This is a genomic window from Yersinia aldovae ATCC 35236 (assembly GCF_000173735.1).
Lineage (GTDB): Bacteria > Pseudomonadota > Gammaproteobacteria > Enterobacterales > Enterobacteriaceae > Yersinia > Yersinia aldovae.
Genome location: NZ_ACCB01000004.1, coordinates 103750 through 119484, shown reverse-complemented (window position 1 = coordinate 119484; position 15735 = coordinate 103750). Strand labels below are relative to the sequence as shown.

Below are 15735 nucleotides of genomic sequence, written 5' to 3'. Positions count from 1 at the left end.
CGCTACATTAACGCAGAATACGTCTTATTGTGTGCAAACTCGCAATCAGATACAACTGTCTATGATGATTCACTGTAAACATCCTGTTATCGATTTACTGTAAATAGCATATCCACTGTAAACATCGGAGAATATTTTGGTGCAAAATTATGACAAAAATGCCGTCATTGATGCGGCTAATGCCTTAGCGGGGCGAGTGACCCCGATGCCAGTGGCAAATCTCCATGTGGTGAATGGTCATTCCATGACCCATATCCCTGAAGGAATGGAAGTGGCTATCGTCGCAATGGGCTGCTTCTGGGGTGTCGAGCGCTTATTCTGGCAACTCTCAGGCGTCTACAGCACCGCCGCAGGCTACTGTGGCGGTTACACACCGAACCCAACCTACCATGAAGTCTGTAGTGGCCGTACCGGGCACACCGAGGCGGTACGCGTGGTTTTTGATCCGACCATCATCGGTTATAAGCAACTATTGCAGGTTTTCTGGGAAAATCACGATCCCGCGCAAGGGATGCGTCAGGGGGGTGATGTTGGCACACAATATCGTTCAGCCATTTATGTTTTAACGCCAGAACAGGAAGCGCAAGCCACAGAGAGCAAGCATGTGTTCCAGCAGGCAATGGAACAGGCGGGGGATCCGCGGGTGATTACCAGTGAGATTGCTGTAGCCCTGCCGTTCTACTATGCCGAAGATGACCATCAGCAATATCTGTATAAAAACCCGTATGGATATTGTGGCTTAGGTGGAATCGGTGTTTGTATGCCGCCGAATTTGTAACACTTGCGGCGCGTGCATCGCTGCTGCGTACCCCGATTGGCTAGAGTAACGGGTAGGCAGCGGCCAAGGAGAGGCGCGTGGATGGGCAGAGCAACCAACGTAACTAACACCGCTGCAACTTAAAGTAAGACAGGTTATACTATCCAGGCTGTTCACTCAGCTCGAAAACGGCTTTCTGCCGTTCTCTTGAATTCTAGATTTAAAAAACAGTATGGCCCTTCCTTACGATCGCCGACACTGTCGTCGGTACGACACGGACAGATTATGTTAAACAGTATTTTACTGATTCTTTTTTTAATCGCGGTAAGCGCTTTCTTCTCGTTATCAGAGATTTCATTGGCAGCTTCGCGTAAAATTAAACTAAAAATTTTGGCAGATGATGGCGATATCAACGCCTTACGGGTTCTTAAGCTGCAAGAGACCCCTGGAATATTCTTCACCGTGGTACAAATTGGCCTGAATGCTGTTGCCATATTGGGGGGTATTGTCGGTGATGCCGCCTTCTCTCCTTCGTTCAAATTGGTTTTTGAACGTGTTATGTCACCGGAACTTGCCGATCAAGTGAGTTTCATCTGTTCGTTCGTGTTGGTGACCAGCTTATTTATTTTGTTTGCTGACTTAACCCCGAAACGCATCGGTATGATTTCACCTGAGGCGGTTGCCGTGCGGATCGTCAACCCGATGCGCTTCTGCCTGATGATTTGCCGCCCGTTAGTTTGGTTCTTCAATGGAATGGCAAATCTGATCTTCCGCTTATTTAAACTACCAATGGTGCGTAATGATGACATCACCTCAGATGATATCTATGCCGTGGTAGAAGCCGGTGCCTTGGCTGGGGTACTTCGTAAGCAAGAGCATGAATTGATTGAAAATGTGTTCGAACTGGAGTCACGCACCGTTCCTTCCTCAATGACCTCGCGTGAAAGCGTAATCTATTTCGATTTGCGGGAAAGTGAAGACAGTATTAAAGAGAAGATTTCGACCCACCCACATTCGAAATTCCTGGTATGCGATGGCCATATCGATCAAGTGGTGGGTTATGTTGACTCTAAGGACTTGCTTAACCGGGTGCTCGGTAATCAAAGCCTGGTCTTGAGCAGCGGTGTGCAAATTCGCTCGGCCCTGATTGTGCCAGATACCCTAACCCTCTCTGAGGCGCTGGAAAGCTTTAAAACCGCCGGTGAGGACTTTGCTGTTATCCTCAACGAATATGCTTTAGTGGTTGGTATAATCACCCTGAATGACGTAATGACCACCCTGATGGGGGATTTGGTCGGTCAAGGGCAGGAAGAGCAAATTGTCGCCCGCGATGAAAGCTCATGGCTGATTGAGGGTGGCACGCCGATTGAAGATGTCATGCGCGTGTTGCATATCGACGAGTTCCCACAGTCAGGCAATTATGAAACCATCGGTGGTTTTATGATGTATATGCTGCGTAAAATTCCGAAGCGGACTGATTTCGTTAAATATGCCGGTTACAAGTTTGAAGTCGTGGATATCGACAGCTACAAGATAGACCAGCTACTGGTAACCAAACTCAGTGACCTGCCTGCCCCGATTCTGCCAAAAGCGCCATATGAAAGCAGTGATGCATAGTGATGGTTTGAACCAGTAATGATATAACTCATTGGCGGCCCACCCTTTTTCTGGTGGGCCGCTGTTTTTCTCCGCATAACGCCTGCCGACGTAATAATGATATTTAATTGCACAGCATATGGTTATTCATAATAAATTCTCGGTCAGCACATCGGGGGTCCATCCCCATAGGAAGCCCATCCCCTGCGGGTGCGATACCCACCGATGCTGTTGCACCAATAGCGGTGCCAATCCCCATACCTAAAGCCCCGCCCATCACACCGATAGGCCCGGCGGGAATGCCCATAATCGCCCCCACAATAGCGGCGGTGCCTACTGCATTAGGCAATGTAGCGGGAGCACCATCCCCCCCCGCCACCAAATTAGCCTGTACTGAATTAAGCGCTTCCATATATATCCTCCATAAATAAGTAATTAATATATTTTATTTCCATTTCTTCATATTAAGGAAAAAGCCAACGATAGATCTAAAACCAAAAAAGGATATTACAATCAGAATAACATCAACTAAGTTATGATCCCCAATTATAGATACAGAGGAATGATAGGAAATCTGAATTGTCGCGAAAAGACTCACTATATTATTAATGGCCGCTTTAACATTATATGTCATAGAGATTATATCTTTCTCGTAAATTAGAAAACCAAATTAATTAACATATATTTTTCAATAATTACACATCACACAGATTATAACTAATGGTATGTATTGTAATAACTAAATAAAGATTCACGACGGACTATAGCAGTGCGTTTTTTAAAAGTCTAAAGATTTTATACAATAAAAAACCTGAATAAAAATAAAACGATAGCATCATAACTATAGAGTTACGTTAGATTTTTTATAGAATAAAAAACACATATGCAATCAACTAAAAATAAAAACAAAATTATAAACCATCGCCAATTATCGTCTATTTACTCGACAGAGCACGTTATAAAAGAAGATTCATAAACAGGTTAACTTGACAGGTAAGCAGCCATGTCGTTTTATTTTCGGCGGGGTGACACCCTGGCATAGTGATCGTTTAAAATATTAGCGGCCCCAAAATAGGGACCGCAATTAAATTTGTTCGGGGTGAGTTTTTTACATTTCAGCTTGCAAACGCATTACCTGCCGATTGACCTCTGACATGACCACAAAGTGACGTTTATCCTTAATTTTCGGGATCAAAATCTTGCCTTGGTCGAACTCAAAAGCCCCCATGTCCTTGATATACAACCGCCCACGGAAAAGCGTTTTAACATACATCGCCACTTTCGCCGGATTGTAACGCTGGAAGATCCTCATTGTTTTACTTTCCTCCCATAACACCACTACGTCCCCTTTAGCGCGCATTCGCGACCAAGATCACAGGTAACGTAAGATAATTGCAGAGTAATAGACCTAGAGTCTAGGCTTAAGTTCCGCCAAAATAAGTGATAGATGCTGTATTTACACAAGATTACAGAACAACAAAAGAAAAATTAGACTTAATTACAGAATAACCCTCTGGTAACTACCAGAAATAAATCTGCTCACCGAACAGGACAGACCTCTGATCTGCACCTATTATTGGGTGACTTACCCGCTTTCGGGGATAAGGCCTTACATTCTCCACAAGGACATCACATGATAAAAAATAGCCTGCTTATGCTCTCATTACTGTTCACGCCTTTACTGGTTTGCGCCCATTCGATTGAGAATAACCAACGCGTACCGCCAGTAGGTGTCAGCGATAAAGGCGAATTGAATTACGATAAGGCTACTGATCAGTTTAGCTATAAAAACTGGAATAGCTCACTGCTGCCTGGCAAAGTGCGAGTGATTCAACATATCGCTGGCCGCACCTTAGCAAAAGAGCTGAATGCGCCGCTGATTGAAGCCATCAAACATGCCAATCTGCCACACGAACGTTACCAAACAACGACAATCGTCAATACTGACGACGCCATCATCGGGACAGCGGTGTTCGTGCGAAACAGTATTGAAAGCAGCAAACGTGAATTCCCGTGGTCGCAGTTTGTGGTCGACAGCGACGGTAACGTGAAAAAAGCGTGGGGTTTAGCCGAGAAAGGCTCTGCCATTGTGGTTCTGGACCCACAGGGAAAGGTTAAATTTGTCAAAGAGGGTGCGCTGACGGCCACAGAGGTGCAGCAGGTCATCGACCAACTGCACCAACTTGTAACACCGTAGGGCCGCTAGAATAAGGAAACTCTAAAACCGGGGTTCAGGAAAGATTCACGCGGGGTATAATCCAGCGGCTTTCCCTGCCAGTCGTGAACATGAGCCCCGGCAGCAATGGCGACGGCATGTCCTGCCGCAGTATCCCAGACATTTGTCGGTCCGAAACGGGGATATAATTGTGCCTTCCCCTCGGCTACCAGACAAAACTTAAGTGATGACCCCACCGACACCGTCTGATGCTCACCCAGTTGCGACAGATAATCTTCCAGTTCAGCATCGCTGTGGGAGCGGCTCACCACCACCAGCGGCGGGAGTGCATCGCGTACCTGAATCTGCATCCGCCGGCCACACTCTTCTTTCCACGCCTGGCCACCTTGCGCGCTATACATCACTTCAGTCACTGGGGTATACACTACCCCCAGCACCGGAACACCTTGCTCGATCAGCGCAATGTTAACGGTAAACTCACCGTTGCGGTTGAGAAACTCTTTCGTACCATCAAGCGGATCAACCAACCAGTAACGCTGCCAGTGCTGACGTACCGCCCATACTGGCGGATCTTCTTCAGATAACAGCGGAATATCAGGTGTTAATGCCGCTAATCCGGCTTTGATAATATGATGCGCGGCAAGATCAGCCGCCGTCACCGGTGAGTCATCCTTTTTATGCGCTATATCAAGAGGTTGCTCCCCCTGATAGACCGCCATAATCGCCACGCCTGCCTCGCGGGCGAGTTGGCAAATTTGCTCTAACATTATCCACCCCTTGGTATTATGTGCCATGTCGACTATTGATCGTGGTTGTTTAACTCGCTAATGATTGTATTACTCGTTCTATATACAGTTTAGAACGCAAACCAAAATAAAATTTAATCATCTCGACGTTAAACCCTGTTTGGCAGACTAATAAGTTTCATCATGAATAGCCACCGCAGTATCATAACTTTCAATTAAATCAGCGAGATTGACCGGTGCTAACTGTGAGCCTCTGCGCGTTATCACATTGGATTTTCTGCCACACTTCACACTTTGTTGCAGCAACTAATTAATATTACATATTCTTTTGCGATACATCTCGAATCGCTTTTATCAGATGGAGAAAGCCATGATCACGCGTCCGCTAACGTTATCCCTTCTTGCCAGCCTGATTGCTGCCGCGACCTCAACCGCGCAGGCCGCGACTGTTGATTTGCGCGTACTGGAAACCACCGACCTGCACAGCAATATGATGGACTTTGATTACTACAAGGATAAGCCCACCGAGAAGTTCGGCTTAGTCCGCACCGCAAGTCTGATTGACGCGGCTCGCCAGCAAGCCACTAACAGCGTGTTGGTGGATAATGGCGACCTGATTCAAGGCAGTCCGTTGGGTGACTATATGGCCGCCAAAGGGCTAAAAGCCGGTGAGATTCACCCAGTCTATAAGGCGATGAATACACTAGATTATACGGTCGGAAACATCGGTAATCATGAGTTTAACTATGGTTTGGATTATCTGAAGACATCACTGGCCGGTGCAAAGTTCCCCTATGTGAACGCCAACGTGATCGATGTCAAAACCGGTAAACCGTTGTTTCAGCCCTATTTGATTGTCGATACACCGGTGAAAGATCGCGACGGAAAACCCCATAACCTGCGCATTGGTTACATCGGTTTTGTCCCGCCACAAGTGATGATATGGGATAAAGCCAACTTGAGCGGCAAAGTGACGGTTAACGATATCACCGAAACCGCCAAAAAGTGGGTACCGGAGATGCGCAAACAAGGGGCTGACCTGGTTGTCGCCATTCCGCACTCCGGCCTTTCCAGTGACCCTTATAAAACGATGGCGGAAAACTCGGTTTATTACCTCAGCCAAGTGCCAGGTATTGATGCCATCATGTTCGGCCACGCTCACGCCGTCTTTCCCAGCAAAGATTTTGCCACCATTAAAGGTGCAGATATCGCTCAGGGCACATTAAACGGCATTCCGGCCGTGATGCCAGGCCAGTGGGGTGACCATTTGGGTGTGGTGGATTTTGTGCTGAATAATGATAAAGGCGCATGGCAGGTGACTCAGGCTAAAGCCGAGGCGCGCCCAATCTTTGATAAAATCACCCAAAAGTCACTGGCAGCCGAGAATGCAGATTTAGTAAAAGTGCTGGCGGCAGATCACCAAGGTACTCGTGATTTTGTCAGCCAACCGATCGGCAAAGCATCGGATAATATGTACAGTTATCTGGCGCTGATCCAAGATGATCCCACCGTGCAGATCGTCAATAACGCACAGCGCTCCTATACCGAACACTTTATTCAGGGCGATCCTGACTTGGCCGATTTACCGGTACTTTCTGCCGCTGCACCATTTAAAGCTGGTGGTCGTAAAAATGATCCTGCCAGTTTTGTCGAAGTGGAAAAAGGTGAACTGACCTTCCGTAACGCCGCTGATCTGTACCTTTACCCCAATACCTTGGTGGTGGTGAAAGCCAGTGGCGCGGATGTTAAACAGTGGCTGGAATGCTCCGCCGCACAATTTAATCAAATTGATGTGAACAGCAGCAAACCGCAATCGCTGATTAACTGGGACGGTTTCCGCACTTATAATTTTGATGTCATTGATGGTGTGAAATATGAAATTGATGTCAGCCAACCGGCCCGTTATGACGGCGAGTGCGCGCTGATTAATGATAAAGCCGAACGTATTAAAAACCTGACCTTCAACGGCAAACCAATTGATCCGAAAGCCACCTTCCTGATTGCCACCAATAACTACCGCGCTTATAGCGGTAAATTCGCTGGCACCGGTGATAGCCATATCGCCTTCGCTTCACCGGATGAAAACCGAGCGGTGCTGTCTGCTTATATCAGTGCTGAAACCAAGAAACACGGGCAGGTCACTCCGCAGGCTGACAATAATTGGCGTCTGGCGGCTGTCAGCAGCAAACACCCGTTGGATATCCGTTTTGAAACCTCACCAAGTGCCAAAGCCACTGAATTTATTCAGCAAAAAGCACAATATCCGATGAAGGCAATGGGTACTGATGAGATAGGTTTCAAAGTGTATCAAATTGATTTACAGAAGAAATAACCTCTGGCAACAGCGCTACGCTGTTGCTGCTGACAAAGTTAAATGAAGGGGAATCGTGCCGTTGGGGTCGTAGTGGCGTGAGCCACCGGAGTGCCCCAGGTGCGGTAAACCCTTCACTCACTGAGCTATCAGCAGCTTTGTTATTAACCTCTGGCAACAGCGCTTCAACGAGCGCTGTCATCATTCACCTACCTCTTTAGAGCTATATCGCAAACCATAACATGCATTTAATATGCATCTTATTGGAATTTCAATTACTCAATGAGGTGTCAGCATGGATTACCGCAATCAGTCTCTGGGGGCTTTGGCTATCGCTATTCCACGGGCAACAAAATTATTTCGCCATCACCAGTTGGATTTCTGCTGTGGTGGCAAGCAAACGCTGTTACGGGCAGCCACTAAGCTGAATCTGGATATTGATACGCTGGAGGCACAACTGAGTGCATTACAAACCGAGCCGCTACCCTCTGAAGATTGGCAACAACAACCGCTGGCAAATATCATCGATTTTATTATCAGCCGCTATCACAACCGCCACCGTGAACAGCTACCAGAATTGATTCTAATGGCGGAAAAGGTTGAACGCGTTCATGGCGAGAAAGCCGCATGTCCCCGTGGATTGGCAGCCGAACTGACGGCAATTTTAGAAGAACTAACCCAGCATATGTACAAAGAAGAGCAGATTCTGTTCCCGATGATCAAACGCGGTATGGGGTCACAGGCCAGTGGGCCAATATTTGTGATGGAAGCTGAGCACGATGCGGTCGGGCAACAATTGGAAGTGGTTAAACACCTAACACAAAATATGACGCCGCCAGAGGGTGCCTGTAATACCTGGCGAGCACTTTACACCGGTATCAATGAATTCATCACTGACCTGATGGAACATATTCATCTAGAGAATAACTTGCTGTTTCCCCGCGCACTGGATGGTGAATAACTTAATCGTGGATTATTTACCAGCTCAATAAAGACCAAAGGGCGACATGATATCGCCCTTTTTTATGTCATTGCGCTCAGAAATTACAGAATTTCCAGCAGTTCCACTTCAAACATCAATGCACTGAATGGTGGGATAGTTGCACCCGCACCACGCTCGCCGTAGGCCAGGTTGTGCGGGATGCACAACTTCCATTTAGAACCCACTGGCATCATAGCCAGCGCTTCAATCCAGCCCGGAATAACACCGCTGACCGGGAATTCAGCCGGCTGACCACGTTCAACCGAGCTATCAAACACCGTGCCATCAACCAGACGACCAGTGTAATGCACGCGCACACGATCCTGACGGGACGGGATCGGGCCATCACCCGCCTGCAATACAGAGAACTGCAAGCCAGACTCAGTGGTCGTCACGTCATCGCGCTTGGCATTCTCTTCCAGGAAGGTTTTCCCTTCTTCTACCAACGCCTGCTGGCGCTCAACACGGACTTTATCTGCCTTTTCGTGGACTTCTTGCAGCGCACGATGTATCACATCAACAGGGACAGTCGGTGTATTCCCTTCCATCGCGTCACGCAAACCTGCCAACAGTGCTTCTGGCAATAAACCTTCCAGACCGGATTCTTGTAATTGCTGCCCGATCTGTAAACCAATCCCGTAGCTCGCTTGCGCTTCAACGCTATCAAAAGAAGGGGTTGTCATGGATTTTCCTTTAGTCATTCATCAAATCGAAGTTGCAAGCATAACAGCAGCAGGGGAGCGTGGTAAAATCTTGCATCGTGAATGATGACTTTTGTCGAAGAAAAAGAAACAATGGCAGCAAGCGAACAGTAAATTGGCCAAAAGCAGATTGGAACGCGGCCAACACAACGACCGTTTGAAAGATGACGGCGATAAAGGTATATACTTAGAAGCCTATAGGGTTCACCACCCATCTTATTGTTTATGTTGTTTTACGTAGTTGAAGAGAGGTCATCATGGGCAGAATCGCGCCCAGGAGAAGAAAGAACAACCGGATTTATCAGCCATTGCTCCATACCTGGCTGACTATCAGGCAGAAGGTCTTGCCAGATGCGAAAAACAGTGATGATCAAAATCTGATATCCGACGTCAGCGCCTCTGAACATCTTGCAGCCCCTGACGATGTAGCAGAAACTGTCGCCACACCGGTGCAGGAAAAAGCAATCAACAAGTTGCTGCTGAAAATCTGGCATCTGCCGGACAGTTTTCAGTGGATGGAGCCATTGCCCCTCTTCCATCGCCGCTGGGTGATTATCGCCACGACAGTCTTGTTGCTGGCACTGCTGTGGCCCGCTTCCCGCGATAACACCGACCTTTCCTTCCCGGTTAACGCACAACCTACCAGCGTACCGTTACAGGCCCAATTACAGGGTAATACTGATGCTCCGCCACCGCCAACGGTGGTAAGGCCAGTAATACCCGAGACACCGCCTTCATCTGCACAAAGCAACTGGCAGAGCTATCAAGTTCAGTCTGGGAAGACATTGGCACAACTGTTCCGTGACAACAACCTGCCAGTTAATGAAGTCTTTGCGATGGCTCAGGTTGAAGGCAGCGATAAACCACTGAGTAATCTGCAAGCTGGGCAAGAAGTTAAAATCATGCTGGATGCTCAAGGCGGGGTTGCCGCATTAGCGATTGAAACGACCAGCCGTGCAGAAGTGCTGTTTACCCGGCAGAGTGATGGCAGCTACCGTCGAGAGCACTAACCACAGTCCGTTGTCGCCATTCCTATCTACCTCCTTATTTTCTTTGATATTGTCGCGTTCTCTCTGCCGCACTAGGTTGGTTTCGGGGATTAACACCGTCCCCCTATAGCCACATACATAAACAGAGGGAATAGTTATGACGTATAAATTACCTTTCTTGCTGCTCTTCACGTCATTTGGCACTGTAGCTCAGTTGCACTGCCCGGCGGTTAATACCATTAAACAGGTTGGTGGTGTCTATACCGCACCCGCGGCGGGCAATGAAGAGTGGATTGGCACGCTGCAAGGAGTGGTTCCATCAAACGGTTCAATTAAAAATTTTAGTGAAGCGCTGATAATCATCGATAGTGAAAAAAATAACGTCGTTGGGCAAGGCATGTTTCAGAAGTGTACCTATAACTTGCAGGCGCAAGGTAAGCAGATAGATATGTTCTACGGTAATAAGACCTGGCGGGTATCAATCAGCGAACAACCACTTTGGGTCTACCAACAAAATCCCTTTCTTGAAATCTATCAGTGTTCTGGCGTAGCTGCCGAGGAATGTAGATTTGATATTTTAGCACCAGATTAAACCGACAGATGGCCGCATTGCCAATCATTAAAAAGCAAAACGCCAGCACGAGGCTGGCGTTTTAGCAGGTTACAGCTACGTAACTTACGCTTCTGGAACCACTACTACGTTCAGTTGCGCAAACACGTCGCTGTGTACCTGGAAGTGAACTTCATGCTCACCTGTAGTACGCAGAACGCCATTCGGCAGACGAACTTCGCTCTTGGCCACGTCAACGCCAGCTGCAGTAACTGCATCAGCGATGTCGCGAGTACCGATAGAGCCGAACAGTTTGCCTTCATCGCCTGCTTTAGAAGCGATAGTGACACTGACCAGTTCGTTAATTTTGGTTGCACGAGCTTGTGCAGCAGCCAGAACGCCAACTAATTTGGCTTCTAATTCTGCACGGCGTGCTTCAAAGAACTCAACGTTTTTCTTTGTTGCCGGAACAGCTTTACCCTGTGGAACCAAGAAGTTACGAGCGTAGCCCGCTTTAACATTCACTTGGTCACCCAGGCTGCCCAGGTTTGCTACTTTATCAAGCAGAATAACTTGCATTACCTTATCCTCTCAAAGTCGTTAATGGACAGTGGCCGATTACTGATGACGATCAGTGTACGGCAACAAAGACAGGTAGCGTGCGCGCTTGATACAACGGGCGAGCTGACGCTGGTATTTTGCGCGAGTACCGGTAATACGGCTCGGGACAATTTTACCACTTTCGGTAACATAGTTTTTCAGCGTAGCGATATCTTTATAATCAATCTCTACAACGCCTTCCGCGGTAAAACGGCAGAACTTGCGACGACGGAAATAACGTGCCATTTGGCTAGTCTCCAGAATCTATAAATTCAATCTGCTCGGCATGCAGAACCAATTTGTTCAGCCCATTGCGGCCTTGATGGCAGCTAATGAAGCCTTCAACGGTTAACTGACTGCCGACCGTTATACTGTGAGTTAATGCTTGTGACTTTTGCCCGCTAACAACGATGGGCATTCTGCACCATGTTTGTCGGCTAAATCCGGCTTCCTGCTGTGTTGATCGGTGCTCAAGCACAAATTGACAATGCGGAATACCAGAAGGACTTACTTTTCGAACCGGTGTCTTGCACACTGTGCCAGAGAGTACCAGACGATTAGTGGTCACCACGGCAATTACTCTTCAGAATCCCCAGCTTCAGAATCATCATTGGCTTCTGACGCGAAGTCGTGACGCTCACGGCGTTCGTCTTTCGCTTTAACCATTGGTGATGCTTCAGTTACCGCGTGCTTAACGCGCATAACCATGCTACGGATAACGGCGTCGTTGAAGCGGAAGTTTGTTTCCAGCTCATCGATCGCTTCCTGCGGAGCTTCAACGTTCAACAGAACGTAGTGGGCTTTGTGCAGTTTGTTGATCGGGTAAGCCAGTTGACGGCGGCCCCAGTCTTCCAGACGGTGGATCGTACCAGCAGCATTAGTGATAGTTGCACTATAGCGCTCGATCATGCCCGGAACCTGTTCGCTTTGGTCAGGATGGACCATAAAAACGATTTCGTAATGACGCATCGATTATTGCTCCTTACGGATTATTCAGCCTCCTGATAGGGTCAACCGCGGCCCATGGAGGCAAGGAACGTGTTTGTGTGCGGCTGAAAAATGACGCGTAACTATACTTGCGGGCGCATTTAAACTCAAGGACTGCGGGGGATTTATTCTTGTTCTAACCATTACTTTGCTAAAACCGCACTTTTTGTTCATTAAATAACCAATGGATGTAGATCCATTAGTCCGATAAATCTTTCAATGAAATCATTAACTCCACTGTTATTTCGTTCATTTTTTTTGATAAAGTGAATCAATTATCACCTGTTTTTAAATTAACAAAATCGACTAGAATTATTTACATCCACCGCATATCACTAATAGATTTCAAGATGTAGCAAGGCAGCCAACACGGCACAGCGGCATTCCACATGACCCAGAGGCATGAGTCGGGTAATGACTCAATCCGAGTAAACGCAGAGAGTGACCGTTAGACCCAACAGTCAAAAACCAGCACCAGTGAATACGACGACCCAAAACTAAAAAAGCTATTTGATATACCCTTGCCCCCAGATAACTGGGGGCTTTTTTATTCTCAGTGGCTCATAAGTGTTTGGTGAAAAATGTCACTCCAGCCTTTAATGCGCTTGGCGTAATTTTATGACCAATCCCCGCTTCGGTAATATAAGTCAGGTGATTATCACGCTCGCTTGCCCTGAGTTCTTGTACCAACCGCGCACTCTCTGTCGCCGGAACGACGTCATCCGCTTCACCATGCCAGACCAATAATGGCCGCCCAGTAACAGCGCCTAACTGATGAGTGAGATCATAATCTGCCAACGGCGCTAAACGACGTGCAAACTCGGTTGCACTGATGCTAACCCCGGCCTCTAACGGTGGAAATAGTGAATGTGCCAACGAGGTAAAATAACCCGACCCCATAAAATCTGCGGCAGCACGCACCCACGGATAGCGGGCTAATGCCCCTAACGTGGTCATGCCGCCCATTGATGCGCCCGCCACACCAATGCGCTCATCATCAATCAATCCGGCCTGCTGATAATGCTGCTTCAGGGCGGGTAACTCATCAATATTCGATTTCAGGATTTCCCAGAAATGAGAGCGTCGCTCCGTTTCATTACCGTCAAAACGCGCACCATGTCTATCCGCATCTGGCGCTATAGTACGAAAACCAGCCTGAGCAAAGGCATAAGCAAAGTAGGAATAGACCTCTTTTGACGAAGTGTAGCCGTGGTAAAAGAAAATGGTCGGTAATGGCTGCTGGCGCTGACCCGCCGGGGCGGCATGGATAACCTCAATACCGTTAATATTTTCCAGCGACATCTCAATCATGATGAGAATCCTTTATTGAAAGGGCAATAAGCAGGCTTATAGCAGATAGATTCAGTTTGCCAAAACAAGGGGATAAAGTCTTAAATCAATTTCTTCCAAGATAGATCCCCTTTGCGCCTGAGGTAGCCGTGATACTGGCGGATTGCGCATATTGAGCGTTACACTTGTTAGATAACTGGCTTGCAGAGACAGATAAGCCACTGACAAAGAGGCAATTATGAATATAAGACGCACAATGGTGGTTTTATTGCTGGCTCTCGGGTTATCAGCTTGCAGTGTTTTTCAGGTGACTCCCGCGCCGCCCCCGCCAATAAAGCCCTACGCGCAGGAAATCAACCGCGCTCAGAGTCTCAACCTGCAAAAAGTAGGCACTGTTTCGGCTCAGGTATTTGGTAGCCCGACGGATGTTGAAGCTGAAATTCAGCGCAGAGCCAATGCCAGCGGCGCGCCCTATTATTTGATTATCATGCTGTCAGACAGCATCTACCCTGGCATCTGGTATGCCAATGCGTTGTTATATAAGTAAATTACCCATATGGCTAGCGTCTGCCGGATGCACGGTTCAGCAGTAATGAACAAACTGCCTCCGGCAACGTATATTGATCCCGGTGATCCAGCGTCATGCTGCACCAGGCATCAGCACATGCCAGGCCGGATGAAATCGCACCTGATCCAAGCGCTGTCCGGCAGTATCATAACGCAGTAACTCTGGTGGATTAGCGTTAGCCAGCCACCCTAATTCAAGTGACTCCATTGAGCCTAGCTGTAATCCTATCTGAGACAGCGTTTCCGCATCCCAACCCGCATGTTCCCGCGTGATAGCGTCCTGCAAAGCCATATCAGATAGAAATAAGTTGCTGTTTGATAATGGCTCAGGTTGATTGAAAACCAAGTGTGTCTGCCACTCCATACCGTCCTCCATTTCACGACGATACACTTGGTACGTGAAGCCGTAGGGGGTCAGCGACGTTCACTCACCTGAATCACTTGCCGCCGACCTGCACCTTCAATAACTTTGGGTATAAATGCGCAATCGGCATTCATAAATTATGGATTTGATAAATTAGCGTTAAGTATGGTGCAGGCGAGGATATTTGCTGACAAGCTCATCACAAACAGGGACTAAACCCCTATTTATCACCAATGACTGATACCATCTCATGATAATAAGAACAAAAAAGCCAACATATGCGAATGTTGGCTTTTGGAATTCAATGATTAATGAAACAAATATCAGGCTTTTAATGCACGCTGGCGTACAACTTCAAATAGACACACACCGGTGGCCACTGACACGTTCAGGGAAGACACACTGCCCGCCATCGGGATGCTGATCAACTCATCGCAATGCTCGCGCGTCAGACGACGCATCCCCTCACCTTCAGCGCCCATTACCAGCGCCATCGGGCCGGTCATTTTGCTCTGATACAACGTATGGTCAGCTTCACCGGCAGTACCCACAATCCACACATTATGTTCTTGCAACACCCGCAGCGTGCGCGCCAGATTAGTCACTTTAATCAATGGCACGTTTTCAGCCGCACCGCTGGCGACTTTCTTGGCAATGGCATTAAGCTGCGCCGAGCGATCCCGTGGCACGATAACTGCGTGGACACCCGCCGCATCCGCACTGCGCAAGCACGCACCCAAATTGTGGGGATCGGTTACGCCATCAAGCACCAACAGGAAAGGGGTTTCCACACTTTCCAGCAATGCGGGTAAGTCATTTTCCTGATACTGACGCCCTTCCCGTACCCGCGCCACGATACCCTGATGGGCACCGTCTTCAACCTGCGAATCCAGCCACTTCCGGCTGGCCACTTGAATCACCAAACCGGTAGCTTCCAGTTCTACAATCAAGGATTGTAGACGACGATCGTCACGACCTTTCAGAATAAAAACTTCCAGAAAACGTTGTGGATCATTGTCTAACAAGGCTTTGATGGAGTGAATACCGTAAATAATTTCGCTCATGATGCTCTTTTACATGTGTCAGCAGATAAAAAATTTGCCTGCCAATAATTAAATT

18 protein-coding genes and 1 pseudogene are annotated in these 15735 nt (G+C 47.8%); 8 read left to right on the top strand and 11 right to left on the bottom strand.

Annotated features, from left to right (window positions below):
* Positions 1 to 139: 139 nt before the first annotated feature.
* Together msrA and paeA are read left to right on the top strand one after the other, a co-directional pair.
* The gene (gene msrA, locus YALDO0001_RS03355) at positions 140 to 778 is read left to right on the top strand and encodes a peptide-methionine (S)-S-oxide reductase MsrA (protein WP_004699868.1); all 639 of its coding nucleotides are present in this window, start codon (positions 140 to 142) and stop codon (positions 776 to 778) included.
* Positions 779 to 1042: 264 nt separating this feature from the next.
* A complete protein-coding gene (gene paeA, locus YALDO0001_RS03350; protein WP_004699866.1) occupies positions 1043 to 2374 on the top strand; it encodes a polyamine export protein PaeA in 1332 nt (443 codons plus the stop codon).
* Between the two features lie 103 nt (positions 2375 to 2477).
* On the opposite strand, the gene YALDO0001_RS22500 is transcribed toward paeA, so the two are convergent.
* Together YALDO0001_RS22500 and YALDO0001_RS03340 are read right to left on the bottom strand one after the other, a co-directional pair.
* On the bottom strand, positions 2478 to 2765 hold the full coding sequence (locus YALDO0001_RS22500) for a hypothetical protein (protein ID WP_004699864.1): 288 nt from the start codon (positions 2763 to 2765) through the stop codon (positions 2478 to 2480).
* 696 nt (positions 2766 to 3461) lie between these two features.
* Positions 3462 to 3665, bottom strand: coding sequence for a DUF1107 domain-containing protein (locus tag YALDO0001_RS03340; protein ID WP_042839358.1), 204 nt, complete (start codon positions 3663 to 3665; stop codon positions 3462 to 3464).
* Positions 3666 to 3986: 321 nt separating this feature from the next.
* On the opposite strand from YALDO0001_RS03340, the gene YALDO0001_RS03335 reads away from it, so the two are divergent.
* A complete protein-coding gene (locus YALDO0001_RS03335) occupies positions 3987 to 4550 on the top strand; it encodes a YtfJ family protein (RefSeq protein WP_004699861.1) in 564 nt (187 codons plus the stop codon).
* A gap of 5 nt (positions 4551 to 4555) precedes the next feature.
* Here YALDO0001_RS03335 and cysQ read toward each other — a convergent pair whose 3' ends face one another.
* On the bottom strand, positions 4556 to 5296 hold the full coding sequence (gene cysQ, locus YALDO0001_RS03330) for a 3'(2'),5'-bisphosphate nucleotidase CysQ (RefSeq protein WP_004699859.1): 741 nt from the start codon (positions 5294 to 5296) through the stop codon (positions 4556 to 4558).
* 337 nt (positions 5297 to 5633) lie between these two features.
* On the opposite strand from cysQ, the gene YALDO0001_RS03325 reads away from it, so the two are divergent.
* Positions 5634 to 7607 carry a bifunctional 2',3'-cyclic-nucleotide 2'-phosphodiesterase/3'-nucleotidase gene (locus tag YALDO0001_RS03325; protein ID WP_004699855.1) on the top strand — a complete coding sequence of 658 codons (1974 nt, stop codon included), beginning with the start codon at positions 5634 to 5636 and terminating at the stop codon, positions 7605 to 7607.
* A 274-nt stretch (positions 7608 to 7881) separates the two neighbouring features.
* Positions 7882 to 8547 (top strand): iron-sulfur cluster repair protein YtfE, encoded by a 666-nt coding sequence (gene ytfE / locus YALDO0001_RS03315; protein WP_004699854.1) that lies wholly within the window; start codon positions 7882 to 7884, stop codon positions 8545 to 8547.
* A gap of 83 nt (positions 8548 to 8630) precedes the next feature.
* Here the strand turns inward: ytfE and bamJ are convergent, their stop codons facing one another.
* Positions 8631 to 9251 carry a BamJ family beta-barrel-assembly machinery protein gene (gene bamJ, locus YALDO0001_RS03310; protein WP_042547614.1) on the bottom strand — a complete coding sequence of 207 codons (621 nt, stop codon included), beginning with the start codon at positions 9249 to 9251 and terminating at the stop codon, positions 8631 to 8633.
* Between the two features lie 275 nt (positions 9252 to 9526).
* On the opposite strand from bamJ, the gene YALDO0001_RS03305 reads away from it, so the two are divergent.
* Complete coding sequence (locus YALDO0001_RS03305) at positions 9527 to 10279, top strand: LysM-like peptidoglycan-binding domain-containing protein (RefSeq protein ID WP_042547613.1); 753 nt, start codon at positions 9527 to 9529, stop codon at positions 10277 to 10279.
* A 136-nt stretch (positions 10280 to 10415) separates the two neighbouring features.
* Entirely contained in the window at positions 10416 to 10850 is a 435-nt protein-coding gene (locus tag YALDO0001_RS03300) for a DUF3757 domain-containing protein (RefSeq protein ID WP_004699847.1), read from the top strand.
* A gap of 84 nt (positions 10851 to 10934) precedes the next feature.
* Here the strand turns inward: YALDO0001_RS03300 and rplI are convergent, their stop codons facing one another.
* From rplI to yjfP, 5 genes are all read right to left on the bottom strand, one after another.
* Positions 10935 to 11387, bottom strand: a complete 453-nt coding sequence (rplI, locus tag YALDO0001_RS03295) for a 50S ribosomal protein L9 (RefSeq protein ID WP_004699845.1) — start codon at positions 11385 to 11387, stop codon at positions 10935 to 10937.
* A 39-nt stretch (positions 11388 to 11426) separates the two neighbouring features.
* Positions 11427 to 11654: a 30S ribosomal protein S18 gene (rpsR, locus tag YALDO0001_RS03290; protein ID WP_004392491.1), complete on the bottom strand. Its 228-nt coding sequence runs from the start codon at positions 11652 to 11654 to the stop codon at positions 11427 to 11429.
* Between the two features lie 4 nt (positions 11655 to 11658).
* Positions 11659 to 11979: a primosomal replication protein N gene (gene priB / locus YALDO0001_RS03285; protein ID WP_082039620.1), complete on the bottom strand. Its 321-nt coding sequence runs from the start codon at positions 11977 to 11979 to the stop codon at positions 11659 to 11661.
* A 5-nt stretch (positions 11980 to 11984) separates the two neighbouring features.
* The gene (gene rpsF, locus YALDO0001_RS03280; protein ID WP_002210153.1) at positions 11985 to 12377 is read right to left on the bottom strand and encodes a 30S ribosomal protein S6; all 393 of its coding nucleotides are present in this window, start codon (positions 12375 to 12377) and stop codon (positions 11985 to 11987) included.
* A 579-nt stretch (positions 12378 to 12956) separates the two neighbouring features.
* Complete coding sequence (gene yjfP / locus YALDO0001_RS03275; protein WP_004699841.1) at positions 12957 to 13706, bottom strand: esterase; 750 nt, start codon at positions 13704 to 13706, stop codon at positions 12957 to 12959.
* A gap of 214 nt (positions 13707 to 13920) precedes the next feature.
* Here yjfP and bsmA point away from each other — a divergent pair, with 214 nt between their 5' ends.
* Positions 13921 to 14232, top strand: coding sequence for a biofilm peroxide resistance protein BsmA (gene bsmA / locus YALDO0001_RS03270; protein ID WP_186367043.1), 312 nt, complete (start codon positions 13921 to 13923; stop codon positions 14230 to 14232).
* 102 nt (positions 14233 to 14334) lie between these two features.
* On the opposite strand, the pseudogene YALDO0001_RS03265 reads toward bsmA, so the two are convergent.
* Positions 14335 to 14616, bottom strand: a pseudogene (locus tag YALDO0001_RS03265) (isovaleryl-CoA dehydrogenase); the annotation flags it as partial.
* A gap of 323 nt (positions 14617 to 14939) precedes the next feature.
* Positions 14940 to 15680: a 23S rRNA (guanosine(2251)-2'-O)-methyltransferase RlmB gene (gene rlmB, locus YALDO0001_RS03260; RefSeq protein WP_004699835.1), complete on the bottom strand. Its 741-nt coding sequence runs from the start codon at positions 15678 to 15680 to the stop codon at positions 14940 to 14942.
* Between the last annotated feature and the right edge of the window lie 55 nt (positions 15681 to 15735).